The organism is Citromicrobium sp. JLT1363 (assembly GCF_000186705.1).
In the GTDB taxonomy this organism is placed as follows: domain Bacteria; phylum Pseudomonadota; class Alphaproteobacteria; order Sphingomonadales; family Sphingomonadaceae; genus Alteriqipengyuania.
Window position 1 is genome coordinate 1 of record NZ_AEUE01000007.1, and the last position, 13054, is coordinate 13054.

12 protein-coding genes and 1 pseudogene are annotated in these 13054 nt (G+C 65.1%); 10 read left to right on the plus strand and 3 right to left on the minus strand.

The genetic code is table 11. The annotated features are described in order from the left end of the window. Positions 1–84: 84 nt before the first annotated feature. The 7 genes and pseudogenes from trmD to ADAD_RS0111435 all read left to right on the plus strand — a co-directional run. A pseudogene (gene trmD, locus ADAD_RS15895) lies at positions 85–582 on the plus strand (tRNA (guanine(37)-N(1))-methyltransferase); the annotation flags it as partial. Positions 583–584: 2 nt separating this feature from the next. After that, entirely contained in the window at positions 585–977 is a 393-nt protein-coding gene (rplS, locus tag ADAD_RS0111410; RefSeq protein WP_010413850.1) for a 50S ribosomal protein L19, read from the plus strand. Between the two features lie 91 nt (positions 978–1068). Then, entirely contained in the window at positions 1069–3306 is a 2238-nt protein-coding gene (locus tag ADAD_RS0111415) for a DPP IV N-terminal domain-containing protein (RefSeq protein ID WP_010413851.1), read from the plus strand. Between the two features lie 7 nt (positions 3307–3313). Beyond that, complete coding sequence (locus ADAD_RS0111420) at positions 3314–4501, plus strand: APC family permease (protein WP_010413853.1); 1188 nt, start codon at positions 3314–3316, stop codon at positions 4499–4501. Positions 4502–4569: 68 nt separating this feature from the next. Further along, positions 4570–5595, plus strand: a complete 1026-nt coding sequence (locus tag ADAD_RS0111425; RefSeq protein ID WP_010413855.1) for an aspartate-semialdehyde dehydrogenase — start codon at positions 4570–4572, stop codon at positions 5593–5595. Between the two features lie 8 nt (positions 5596–5603). Next, complete coding sequence (locus tag ADAD_RS0111430; protein WP_010413856.1) at positions 5604–6029, plus strand: hypothetical protein; 426 nt, start codon at positions 5604–5606, stop codon at positions 6027–6029. 80 nt (positions 6030–6109) lie between these two features. Beyond that, on the plus strand, positions 6110–6700 hold the full coding sequence (locus tag ADAD_RS0111435; protein WP_010413858.1) for a hypothetical protein: 591 nt from the start codon (positions 6110–6112) through the stop codon (positions 6698–6700). Positions 6701–6713: 13 nt separating this feature from the next. On the opposite strand, the gene ADAD_RS0111440 is transcribed toward ADAD_RS0111435, so the two are convergent. Genes ADAD_RS0111440 through ADAD_RS0111450 form a run of 3 tightly spaced genes read right to left on the minus strand, consistent with a single transcriptional unit; the run spans position 6714 to position 9787 of the window. After that, positions 6714–8273, minus strand: coding sequence for a DHA2 family efflux MFS transporter permease subunit (locus ADAD_RS0111440; protein ID WP_010413860.1), 1560 nt, complete (start codon positions 8271–8273; stop codon positions 6714–6716). Positions 8274–8277: 4 nt separating this feature from the next. Further along, on the minus strand, positions 8278–9348 hold the full coding sequence (locus ADAD_RS0111445; protein ID WP_010413862.1) for an HlyD family secretion protein: 1071 nt from the start codon (positions 9346–9348) through the stop codon (positions 8278–8280). Continuing rightward, on the minus strand, positions 9341–9787 hold the full coding sequence (locus tag ADAD_RS0111450; protein ID WP_010413865.1) for a MarR family winged helix-turn-helix transcriptional regulator: 447 nt from the start codon (positions 9785–9787) through the stop codon (positions 9341–9343). Before ADAD_RS0111450 ends, ADAD_RS0111445 begins: the two co-directional genes overlap by 8 nt. Positions 9788–9886: 99 nt before the next feature. On the opposite strand from ADAD_RS0111450, the gene ADAD_RS0111455 reads away from it, so the two are divergent. The 3 genes from ADAD_RS0111455 to ADAD_RS0111465 all read left to right on the plus strand — a co-directional run bounded on the left by ADAD_RS0111455 (position 9887) and on the right by ADAD_RS0111465 (position 13043). Beyond that, positions 9887–10645 (plus strand): alpha/beta fold hydrolase, encoded by a 759-nt coding sequence (locus ADAD_RS0111455; protein WP_010413867.1) that lies wholly within the window; start codon positions 9887–9889, stop codon positions 10643–10645. A gap of 72 nt (positions 10646–10717) precedes the next feature. Beyond that, positions 10718–12571: a M2 family metallopeptidase gene (locus ADAD_RS0111460; RefSeq protein WP_010413870.1), complete on the plus strand. Its 1854-nt coding sequence runs from the start codon at positions 10718–10720 to the stop codon at positions 12569–12571. Between the two features lie 28 nt (positions 12572–12599). Then, positions 12600–13043, plus strand: coding sequence for an ATP-dependent zinc protease family protein (locus ADAD_RS0111465; RefSeq protein ID WP_010413873.1), 444 nt, complete (start codon positions 12600–12602; stop codon positions 13041–13043). Positions 13044–13054: the final 11 nt, after the last annotated feature.

Sequence of the window (13054 nt, forward strand, 5' to 3'; positions counted from 1 at the left end):
TTCCCGCGGACCAGTCCGTCCCGCGCAATTCGATGCCCCTCCCCCCAACCCCCTCCCCCTGAAGGGGAGGGGGAGAGTAGGCCGGTGCCCGTCCTCGCGATGACCCCGCGCGGCAAGCCGATCACGCAGGCGCGTATCCGCGAGATCGCGGAAGGCCCCGGCGTCACCATCCTGTGCGGGCGGTTCGAAGGCTTCGATGAGCGGCTGTTCGAGGCACGGCCCGAGATCGAGGAGGTGAGCCTTGCCGACATCGTCCTGTCCGGCGGAGAGACCGCCGCAATCGCGATACTCGACGCTTGCATTCGGCTGCTTCCGGGAGTAATGGGCGCGGCTTCAAGCGGGGCGGAAGAGTCGTTCGAGGACGGCCTTCTGGAATACCCGCACTACACCCGACCTCAGGAATGGGAAGGGCGCACGATCCCCGAAGTGCTGCGATCGGGGGATCATGCGAAGATCGCGGCGTGGCGAAAAGCCCAAAGCGAAGAGATGACACGGTTACGCAGGCCGGATTTGTGGGAGCGCCATACTGGTGCTCCGGTCCAGTCTGCCTCTGGCGCGCAGCGAGAAACGAAGGACGATTAGGCATGAACCTGATCCAGCAGCTCGAAGCCGAAGCGATTGAAAACCTCGGCAAGGATATTCCGGAATTCCGCGCGGGCGACACCGTGCGCGTCGGCGTGAAGGTCGTCGAAGGCACGCGTGAGCGTATTCAGAACTTCGAAGGCGTGGTCATCGCGCGTTCGAACCGCGGCATGGGTTCCAACTTCACCGTTCGCAAGATGAGCTTCGGCGAAGGCGTGGAACGTGTGTTCCCGCTCTACTCGCCGATCGTCGACTCGATCACCGTGGTCCGCCGCGGAGTCGTGCGTCGTGCGAAGCTCTATTACCTGCGCGGCCGCACCGGCAAGAGCGCGCGTATCGCCGAACGTCGCGACACGCGCCCGGCCAAGAACGCGCCGAACCAGAAGGCCGACTGAGCCTTTCTGCCAGCATCGGTTTGACGAAAGGGCGCTGCGGTCTAGAACCGCGGCGCCTTTTCTTTTGCCTGTTTCGAGGGATTGCCCACCAATGCGCCACCTGCTTGCCGCCGCTGCCATCCTTGCCCTTGCAACTCCGCTTGCGGCGCAGGAAAGCGACCCCATGACCGCAGAACAGTCCCAATCCGCCGACCTCACCTTCGAACGCGTGTTCGCCAGCCCCGGCCTGGATGGTGCGAGCCCTCGGCAGGCCAAGCTCTCGCCCGACGGACGCTACCTCACGCTGCTGCGCAACCGCGCGGACGAGCGCGAGCGCTACGATCTGTGGGGCTACGACCGGGAGAGCGGCGAGTGGACCATGCTGGTCGACTCCAAGGCCCTGGGCTCGGGCCGCGAGCTGTCCGAAGACGAGAAGATGCAGCGCGAGCGCGCGCGGGTCGGCAACCTCAGGGGCATCATTACCTACCAGTGGAATTCGGATGGATCGGGCGTGCTCGTTCCGCTCGATGGCGATCTCTATCTTGCGAAACTGGACGGTACGGTCACGCGCCTGACGAATACCGAGGAAAGCGAACTCAACCCCAAGCTCAGCCCGGAAGGCAGGTATGTCTCCTTCGTCCGCGACCGGCAGCTGTGGACTGGCCCGGTCGGGGAAGATGCGCAGCCGATCACGCCGAAAGAAGGCGAACTGATCCGCTGGGGCGAGGCGGAATTCGTCGCGCAGGAAGAGATGGCCCGCCTGACAGGGTACTGGTGGGGGCCGAAGGAGGAGCGGATCGCGGTTCAGCGGACCGACGAGAGCCCGGTGGGCGTGGTCACCCGCGCTGCCATCGGCGCGACCGGCACCAAGGTGTACGACCAGCGCTACCCCGTAGCGGGAAGCGACAACGCCATCGTCGAGCTGTTCGTGATGGATCCGGACGGCGGCAACCGGGTGAAGGTGGACCTTGGCGAGGAGACCGACATCTACCTCGCCCGCGTCGACTGGGCACCCGATGGCACCTTGTACGTCCAGCGCCAGAACCGCGAGCAGACCCGGCTCGACATGCTCAAGGTCGATCCGGCGACTGGCAACAGCGAAGTCTGGTTCACCGAGGAAGCGGCGACCGAGGACTACTGGATCAATCTGTCGGACAGCTACCGCTTCCTGAAGGACGGATCGCTGCTGTGGTGGTCCGAACGCGACGGTTACGGCCAGTTCTATCGGTTCGACGGGAATGACTGGCAGCAGCTGACCAGCGGCGACGAACCGGCCACCTCGCTCGTCGGGGTCAACGAAGAGACTGACGAGTTCTTCTACCAGGCGACAACCAATGTGCTGACCCAGCAGATCTATCGCACCTCGCTGGATGGGCAAGCGGGCGGCGCACTCCTGACCGACCCCGGTTTCACCAACAGCGCGAGCATGGACGAGCAGGGACAGACGCTGCTCGTCAGCCGGTCTTCCCCCAGCCAGCCGCCGCAAAGCTACCTCGCCGATACCGACGGGCAACGCCTCGCCTGGGTGCAGGAAAATGCGCTCGACGAAGATCACCCTTACGCGCCCTACCTCGCCAGCCATGTCTGGCCCGAATTCGGCACGCTGCCCGCAGAAGACGGCACGCCGCTGCATTACATGATGCTCAAGCCCGAAATAGAGCCGGGCAAGCAGTACCCCGTGTTCATCATGCATTACGGCGGTCCCGGCTCTCAGATCGTCGATCGCGGCTGGAAGGGCGCGCTTGCGCAGGCCATCGTCGACAAGGGCTACATCTACTTCGCGCTCGACAATCGCGGATCGGCCAATCGCGGCGTCGCCTTCGAGCAGCCGCTGTACCGCGCGATGGGAGGCGTCGAGGTGCGCGACCAGAAGGCGGGCGCACAGTTCCTCAAGACTCTCGATTTCGTCGATCCGGACAAGCTGGCGATCTACGGCTGGTCCTACGGCGGCTACATGACGCTCAAGCGGCTGCAGGCCGATCCCGGGCTGTATGCGGCGGGTATTTCGGGTGCGCCTGTCACCCGCTGGGGCCTCTACGACACGCATTATACAGAGCGCTTCATGGGCGATCCCAACGTGGTGCCCGAAGCCTACGAAGCGGCGAGCGCGATCCCGAACGCCACCGACATCTCCGACCCGCTGCTGCTGATTCACGGCATGGCGGACGACAATGTGGTGTTCGAGAATTCGTCCGAGCTGATCTCGGTGCTGCAGGAAAACAACGTGGCGTTCGAAATGATGCTTTACCCCGGCTACACCCACCGTGTGTCGGGCGAGAATATCAGCCCGCACCTGTGGAACACGATCTTCCGCTTTCTCGACAGCCACGGCGTGACGCCGCCGGAGTGACATTCGCATGAGCGGGAGCAAGTCCTCCGACGGTGAGCTGGGGCTGGCCGCAGTCTGGGCCATCGCGGTGGGCGGGATGGTCGGCGGCGGGATATTCTCGACGCTGGGCGTGGTTATTTCCAGCGCGGGGCACTGGGCCGCGCTCAGCTTCGTGCTGGGCGGACTGGTTGCCTATGCCACCGGCCACAGTCTCGCCGCGCTGACGGTGGAGAAGGACGAGGCAGGCGGCGTTTACAGCTTCCTGCGCGACCTGGGCTTCACCGGTCTGGCGCGCTTTTCGGCCTGGGTGCTGCTGGCGGGCTATGTGCTCACCTGCGCGGTCTATGCCTACACCTTCGGGGCCTATCTGGGCCAGGCGATCGGCGGGCCATCCTGGCTGCCGCCCGCGATGGCAGCGACGGCGATCCTGACCATGACCGGGATCAACCTGCGCGGAGCAGGGCAGGCGGCGGGCGTGGAAATCACCATCGTCGTGGTGAAGCTGACTATCCTGGCCGGGCTGGCGGCGTTCGGCCTGTCGCAGTTCGAGGCGGAGAAGCTCTCCATCGCGCAGCAGCCCGGCCTGATCGGCATCGTGATCGGCGCAGCCTCGGTCTTCATGGCCTATGAAGGCTTCGAACTGGTCGCCTACGACTATGACGAGATGAAAGACCGCAAGCGGATCATGCGCCGGATCATGCCGCTCGCCATCGGCAGCGCGGCGCTGATCTATGTGCTGGTAGCGCTGGCGGTGCCGATGCTGACCGGCACGCAGGCGGTGATCGAGGATGGCGAGGTCGCGCTGTCGCGCGCGGGGCAGGCCGCGCTGGGCACACCGGGGCTGATCGCGGTGACCATCGCCGCCGCCTTCTCCACCGCCAGCGCGATCAATGCGACCTTGTTCAGTTCCGCACGGCTGGCGCGCGAGGTGGCGCAGGATGGCGGCCTGCCGCAGGGGCTCGGCAGGAAGAACTCTCACGGTTCCCCGCAATGGGCGGTCCTCACCCTCGCTGCGCTGGCGCTGGCGCTGGCCGTGATGGGCGGGCTGGACGGGCTGGTGAGCGGGGCCAGCATCGTTTTCCTGCTGGTGTTCGGCACGCTCAATGCGCTGGCGGTGAAGGAGAATGTCGGCAAACGATGGATCACGCTTCCCGGCGCGGTACTGGCCTTCGGGGCGCTCGCCGTGCTGGTGCTGCACATGCTCGGAGTGATTTGAGTCCGCTATCGCTTGCGACAACCCGCGCTTTTCCCCATGTGGCGATGCAGCACGAACAGGAGTGATTGATGGGTTACAAGGTCGCCGTGGTCGGCGCGACGGGCAATGTCGGGCGCGAAATGATGCAGGTGCTGGCGGAACGCGCGTTTCCGATCGACGAGATCGTGGCGCTGGCCAGCTCGCGCAGCCAGGGCACGGAGATCGAATTCGGCGACACCGGCAAGATGCTCAAGTGCAAGAATCTGGAGCATTTCGACTTCACCGGCTGGGATATCGCGCTGTTTTCCGCCGGCGGCTCCATCGCCAAGGAATACGCGCCCAAGGCGGCCGCGGCAGGCTGCGTGGTGATCGACAACTCCTCGCACTTCCGGATGGACCCGGACGTGCCGCTGATCGTGCCCGAGGTGAACCCGGATGCGATCGACGGCTACACCGCGAAGAACATCATCGCGAACCCCAACTGCTCGACCGCGCAGCTGGTCGTGGCGCTGAAGCCCCTGCACGATGCGGCGGGTATCAAGCGCGTGGTGGTTTCCACCTACCAGTCGGTTTCCGGCGCGGGCAAATCGGGCATGGACGAACTGTTCCAGCAGAGCCGCGCGATCTTCGTGGGCGATCCGGTGGAACCGCAGGTGTTCACCAAGCAGATCGCCTTCAACGTCATCCCGCATATCGATGTCTTCCTGGACGATGGATCGACCAAGGAAGAATGGAAGATGGTGGTCGAGACCAAGAAGATCCTCGATCCCAAGATCAAGCTGGCCGCCACCTGCGTGCGCGTGCCCGTGTTCGTCGGCCATTCCGAAGCCGTCACCATCGAATTCGAGCGCGAGCTTTCGGCGGAACAGGCGCAGGAAATCCTGCGCGAGGCGCCCGGCTGCATGCTGGTCGATAAGCGCGAGGACGAAGGCTACATCACGCCGGTGGAAAGCGTGGGCGACGGCGCGACCTATATCAGCCGCGTGCGCGAAGACCCGACGGTGGAGAACGGCATCAACCTGTGGTGCGTCAGCGACAACCTGCGCAAGGGCGCCGCCCTCAACGCGGTCCAGATCGCCGAACTGCTGGGCCGTCGCCACCTGAAGAAGGGCTGAGGCCCGCCGTGCTCGGCCCCGATCACGAGCAGCAGGCGCGCATGGCGGCGCAGATGGACCAGTCGCTCGACCAGATAGAGCGGGAGTCCTCCGCTTTCTTCGGGCGGCTTCTGCGGCGCTGGGCGATCCGCTGGGGGATCATCCTTGCGGTCATCTTCGCGCTCACCCGGATGGTCGACTGGCTCGACTGGCTGTGGTGGATCGTTGTGCCCTTCGCCGTGCTGTCGCTGCTGGTGCCGCTCCTGTTCCGTCGCTTCCTGATGAAGCGGCTGGCGAAGGTGCGCGGCCAGATGGGCGGCATGGGCGCCGGGGAGACCATCGACGGCGCGTGGCGCGACAATACGGGCAGCGCAGAGCGCGACACATCCGGTCGAGAGCCGGGCGGCGACCCCGGCGGCGTCATCATCGATCAGCGACCCGATAACGAACGTTAGGCCCCTTGGCGCATGCCCGCTTGTCCGCGCCTCCCGGCTCTGACACTGTGCGCACCACCAGACAGGCTTGGGAGAGTAGGATGAAGGCTCGGTTCGGATGCGCGCTGATCGGCACGGTTGCCCTGGCGCTGGCGGCATGTGGCGACGCAGACCGGTCTGCCGAGCCCCCCACCGCCGAGGAAATCGCCGCACAGACGCCCAATGCGCCCAGGAACCGCCCGATAGACCTGCGCGCGGACGGTCTGGTGATCGCCGCGCCAGAGGCGGGCGGCACCGCAACCGTGCTCGATTTCGGCGACCCTCAGGATGCGGTGGTGGAAGAGCTGACAATGATCTTCGGCGGGCCGCAGTTCGGTACCAACGAGGAATGTGGCGCAGGCCCGATGGAGTTCGCCACCTTCGATCAGTTCGTCGCGAATTTTCAGGGCGATCGGTTCGTCGGCTGGATGGTCAACGGGCCGAGCGAGCGGGCGGTCTTCACCGGGCCGGACGGCGTGAAGCTGGGCCTGCCCGCGTCCGAGCTGAGCGAGTTGCCGACCTACGACGTGCTGGAGGACAGCACGCTGGGCGAGGAATTCATGCTGGGCGACAGCGAAATGCTGGTGTCCGGCCTGATCGAGGATGGCGAAGTCGCGACGCTGTGGGGCGGGGCGAACTGCAACTTCCGCTAGGCAGGCTGGGTTCCTAGCCGGGCTTTGCCTTGCGCATCAGCAGGACCAGCGGGATCGCCGCCAGCGCCAGCCACATCATCAGATAGAAATCGTCGACATAGGCGATCATCGCCGCCTGCCGGTTGATCTCCAGATCGATCATGGAAAGCGCCGTCTGACCCAGCGGCTGGAAGCGGTCCAGCGTGGAGATATCGACCGCGTTGATGGTGGCGGAGGTGACGTGGCTGCCAAGATCGGCATGCGCGGTCTGGATGTTGCTGGCCAGCAGCACGGTCGTGACCGAAATGCCGACCGAGGCCCCGACGGAGCGCAGAAGGTTCAGCAGGCTCGACCCGTCGGTGCGCAGGTGCCCGGGCAGGGTGGAAAACGCCATGACGTTGAGCGGGATGAACACCAGGCCCAGGCCCAGCCCCTGCACCAGGCCGGTGGTGATGAAATGCCACTGGTCCGCCGCCAGCGACCAGCCCGCCATCATCCATTGGGAATAGGCCGCGATGGCGAAGCCGGTGCCCACGATGATCCGCGCGTCGAACCCGCGCCGCATCAGCAGGCTCGAAAGCTGCATGCTCACCATCACGCCGATCCCGCGCGGCATCAGCACGATGCCGGTATCGATCACGCCGTAGCCGAACAGGCGCTGCAACATCGGCGGCAGCAGCGCCATGTTGGCGAACATCACCACGCCGATTACCAGCATGAAGCTGAGGGCGATCACGAAGTTGCGGTCGGCGAAGATGGCGGTTTCGAACAGTGGCTCGCGTCCGGTGACGAAATGCACCACGGCGATCCAGCTGGAACTGCCCAGCAGGAAGGCATACAGCCAGATTTCGCCGGACTGGAACCAGTCCAGCTGCGATCCGCGGTCGAGCAGGAGCTGGAGCGACGACAGCGCTATCCCGAGCATGAGGAAGCCGAACAGGTCGAACTTGCGCCGCTTGCCATCGCGGTGCGGCAGTTGCGCCATCAACAGGGCCAGCGCCAGCAGACCGACCGGCAGGTTGACGTAGAACACCCAGCGCCAGTTGGCGCTCTCGGTCAGCCAGCCGCCCAGAATCGGCCCCAGGATCGGCCCGATCATGATGCCCAGGCCCCAGATCGCCATCACCTGCGGGTGGCGGCTGGGTTTCGAGGTATCGAGCATGAAGCTCTGGCTCAGAGGGGGAATGAAGGCCCCGGTGATCCCCTGAAGCGCGCGGAACAGCACCATCTCGCCCAGGTTCTGCGCCATCCCGCACATCATCGAGGCAAGGATGAATCCTGCGACCGAGAAGATGAACAGCCGCCGCGCCCCGATCCGGTCTCCCAGCCAGCCCGTTGCGGGCATGGCGACCGCGCTGGCGATGATATAGCTTGTCAGCACCCAGGTGACGCTTTCCGCCGTTGCGCCCAGGCTGCTCTGCATGTGCGGGATGGCGACGTTGGCAATCGTCGTGTCGAGGATCTGGATCAGCGATGCGGCCATGATGCCGACCATCAGCAGCGGCTGGTTGCGGACCGGCAGCAAAGGTTCATCGGCCGCAGACGCGGTCGGGCCAGCAGAGACGGGCGCGGCGGGGCGGGCGGCGGTGGCCATCGGTCTAGCGGTCGTCAGTGAAGACGGTCACTTCGGTCGACAGACCGGCGATCAGCCGCCGCGAACTCTTGCTGGTGATGCGGATCTTCACCGGCACGCGCTGCGTCACCTTGACCCAGTTGCCGGTCGCGTTCTGGGCCGGCAGCACCGAGAATTCGGAGCCGGTGCCCGCGCCGATCGTTTCCACTTCGCCTTCTAGAACTAGGCCCGGATAGGCATCCACGCGGATTTCCGCGCGTTGCCCCACCGCCATGTCCGCAAGGTCGGTTTCCTTGAAATTGGCTTCCACGTAGGAGCTGCCATCCTGCACCACCGTCAGCACCGGCAGCCCCTGGACGACCTGCTGACCGAGCTGCAGGCGATCGGCCTGCGTTACCGTGCCCGCGGCAGGCGCGCGCACTTCGGTGCGGGTGAGGTTGAGCTGGGCGGCGGCTTTCTTGGCTTCGCCCGCGGCGATGGCCGGGTCCTGCCCGGGCACCGCAGGCCCCTGTGCCAGCCGGGCCTGCGCAGCGGCCTTGCGTGCCAGCGCCAGCCGCAGTTCCTCGCGCGCCTGGTTCACCTGGTGTTCGGCGGCGTCATGCTCGGTCTTGGTCAGGAAGCCCTTCTGGAAAAGCGCATCCTTTCGCGCGAAATTGGCCTCGGCAAAGGCAATGTCCTCGCGCGCGGCAGAGATCGATGCGCCCGACAGATCGGCATCGCTGCCCAGCGCGGTGCGGCTGGCCTGTGCCTGCGCGATCGCGGCATTGGCCTCTGCGATCTGCACCTGATAGGGCTGCTCGTCGATGCGGAACAGCAGCTGGCCTGCCTCGACCCGATCACCGTCCGCCACCAGCACCTCCACGATCGGTCCTCCGACCTCGGCGGAAATCGATACGCGGTCCTGCTGCACATAGGCATTGTCGGTCGATACCTTGCCCTGCAGGCTGGACCAGTAGGCGAACCCGCCGATCAGCAGCAGCAGCGGCACCGCGATCATCAGCGCGATGCGGCGCCACCGGTTCTTCCCGGGAGGGGTGGCGACAGGTTCTTCGGGGGTGGCGGTATCGGGTGCGATTGCCGGCTCGGCTTCAGCCATTGGAAATGCCTTCGGAACGTGGCGGAGTGGACAGGTTTTCGGAGATGCGGTGGAGCATTCGCGAAAGCTCGGCTTCTTCGCTTTCGTCGAGCCCATCGTTCATCTGTTCGAGCATGACATCGAGTTCGCGGCGTATGCGGGCGATCTCGCCAGCCGCACGCGGAGTGAGGTAGAGCAGGCGAGCGCGCCGGTCGCATGGGTCGGCACGTCTTTCGACCAGGCCCGATTCCTCCATGCGATCCACCATCCGCCCAAGCGTGATAGGCTCGACTTCCAGCAGTTCCGCGTGGAAAGTCTGCTTCTCCCCGGGAGAGCGATCGAGCGCGAGCAGCAGGCGCGCCTGCGGCCCGGTGATGCCCAGCGTGCGCACGCGCTCATCGAACGCACGCCGCAGCATGCGGGCATTATCCACGATCAGCCAGCCGAGATTCTTGTTCATGGGCGCGCATATAATAAGCGTGCTTATTAATGCAATCATTGCTGCTTTTGCCGGGTTTGATATGCGGCGGGCGATCCAGAAGGAGTTTTCAGTTCCGCGATGACCACCGAACATTTCGCATCCTTCGACGGCACGAAGCTCGCCCTGCACCGCGTGGGGCAGGGCAGACCCTTCGTTCTGCTGCACGGCCTGTTTTCCAGCGCGCAGATGAACTGGATCAAGTGGGGCCATGCCCAGCGGATCGCGGAGCAGGGGTACGAAGTCCTGATGCTCGATTTTCGCGTTCACGGGGAGAGCGAGGCACCGCACGGGCCGGAACACTACCCCGCGGGCGTCCTGGTGAAAGACGTCGTGGCGCTGGTCGGGCATCTGGGCCTTACCGACTACGATCTGGGCGGCTTCTCGCTCGGCGCGCGCACTGCAATCCATGGCGTGGCGTCGGGCAGGTTGAGCCCGAAGCGGCTGATCCTTGGCGGAATGGGTGTCGACGGACTGCAGGAATGGGAGAAGCGATCAGCCTTCTTCATGCGCGTGATCGACGAATTCGATGCAATTCCGAAGGGCGATCCGGCCTATTTTTCGATGCAGTTTCTCAAGTCGCAGGGGGTGGACCGCGTGGCGGCCCGGCTGCTGCTGCAGAGCATGGAAGATCTCGACCTGTCCGAACTGGCAAACATCGCGTGCCCCACGCTGGTGGTGTGCGGCGACGAGGACCGCGACAATGGCTCGGCGCAGGACCTGGCCGATCAGCTACCCGATGCCACTTATGTCGAGGTGCCCGGTACGCATATGAGCAGTGTGACAAAGCCCGATCTGGGCCGCGCGATGGCCGAGTGGCTCGCCGCTGCGCGTGGCTGACGCGCCCTGCTTGCTATTCCGCGTCGCGCAGCTAGTTTTGCGGCCAACGACAACCCCTATCAGGACGCCCCGATGAACCGCATCTCCGTCTCGCTTGCCGCGATTGCTGCCGCCACCGCAGCCTTGGCCACGCCCGCTCTCGCCGAGCATCACGAAGGCGCCGAAATGGCGCAGGCCGAATACCCGATGACGCCGCAGGGCGCGGCGAACTGGGTCGCCATGGTCGAGCAGACGATGGGGGATTTCTCGCTGGAATCCGCGCAGATCTACTGGGTCAACTCGACCTACATCACGCATGATACGGACGCGATGGCGGCGCGGGTGGGGGCGCAAGGCACCGAGATGAGCGTGCAATACGCCCTCGAAGCGGCGAAATATGCGGAGGTCGACGGGCTGGATCCGGAAGTGGCGCGCAAGCTGGATATCCTGCGCAACGGCATCGTCCTGCCCGCGCCGACCGCCGATGGTGCGGCGACCGAACTCAACGAGATCGCGACCAGCCTCAACAGCCAGTACGGCAAGGGCAAGGGCACGCTCAACGGCGAGGAGATCAACGGCTCCGACATCGAGGCGGAGATGGGCAATCTGGAGCGCACGCCTGCCGAGTACGCGGAGATGTGGGCCAGCTGGCACACCAATGTCGGCGCGCCGATGAAGGAAGATTACGCGCGCATGGTGGAAATCGCCAATGCTGGCGCGGCGGAGCTGGGCTTCGACAATGTCGGCACCATGTGGCGCTCTGGCTACGACATGCCGCCGGAGGAATTTTCCGCCGAGCTGGAGCGGATGTGGCAGGAGGTCGCACCGCTCTACCAGTCGCTGCACACCTACGTCCGCAGCAAGCTGAACGAAAAGTACGGCGACGATATCCAGCCGGCTACCGGCCCGATCCGTGCGGACCTGCTGGGCAATATGTGGGCGCAGGAATGGGGCAATATCTACCCGCTGGTCGCGGCCGAGGGTGCCGGTGACATCGGCTACGATCTCACCGAACTGATCGGGGAGAAGGGCTACAGCGAGACCGACATGGTCCGCGTGGGCGAGCAGTTCTTCAGCTCGCTCGGCTTCGCGCCGCTGCCCGAGACGTTCTGGGAACGCAGCATGTTCACCAAGCCCGCCGACCGCGAGGTGGTGTGCCATGCGTCCGCGTGGGACCTCGACAACAAGGACGACATCCGCATCAAGATGTGCATCAAGCGCAACGCGGACGATTTCATCACCATCCACCACGAACTGGGCCACAACTACTACCAGCGCGCCTACAAGGAGCAGGATTTCCTGCACCTCAACGGCGCGAACGACGGCTTCCACGAGGCCATCGGCGATATGATCGCGCTGTCGATAACGCCCGAATATCTGGTCCAGATCGACATGCTGGATCGGGCGGACGTGCCCGGCGCGGACAAGGATATCGGCCTGCTGCTGCGTCAGGCGATGGACAAGGTGGCGTTCCTGCCCTTCGGCCTGCTGGTCGACAAGTGGCGCTGGGGCGTGTTCGACGGCTCGATCACCCCGGCGGACTACAACACCGCCTGGCACGACCTGAAGCGCGAATATCAGGGTATCACCCCGCCGGTGGAGCGGCCCGCCGACGCCTTCGATCCGGGCGCGAAATACCACATCCCCGGCAACACGCCCTACACGCGCTATTTCCTCGCGCGGATTCTCCAGTTCCAGTTCTACAAGGCCGCGTGCGACGCTGCGGGCTGGGAAGGGCCGCTGCACCGCTGTTCCTTCTACGGCAACGAGGAAGTGGGCGAGCGGCTGAACGCGATGCTCGAAATGGGCGCGAGCAAGCCGTGGCCCGACGCGCTCGAAGCCTTTACCGGCAGCCGCGAGATGAGCGGGGAAGCGCTGGTCGAGTATTTCGCCCCGCTGAAGGCATGGCTGGACGAACAGAACCAGGGCAAGCCCAGCGGATGGTGATCCCGGGCATTGCCGGAACGAAGCCGGCGTGATTACGGTCGGCTGGCGCGAGCTCGTCGATCTGCCCGAGCTCGGGCTGAAAGGCGTGCCCGCGAAGATCGACAGCGGCGCGCGCACGTCGTCGCTTCATGGCCTCGTGCTGGAGGAATTCCGGCGCGACGGCGAGAAGTTCGTCCGCTTCGAGGTGTTCTTCCCGGGCACGCGGGTGATGCAGGTGTGCGAGGCAGTGCATGTCGACGTACGCGGCATCACCAGTTCGAACGGGGAGACCCAGCTGCGCTACGTGATCAAGACGCCGCTGACGCTGGGCGAGGAAACCTTTCGCGCCGAGATCAGTCTAGCAGATCGTAGCGACATGAAATTCCCGATGCTGATAGGGAGGAGCGCGCTGCGCCGCCGCTACCTTGTCGATTCGGGCAATTCCTGGCTGCAGACCCCCGGCCGGGACCCCGTGAAAGGCCACAAACCCTGAGGATCAGGCCA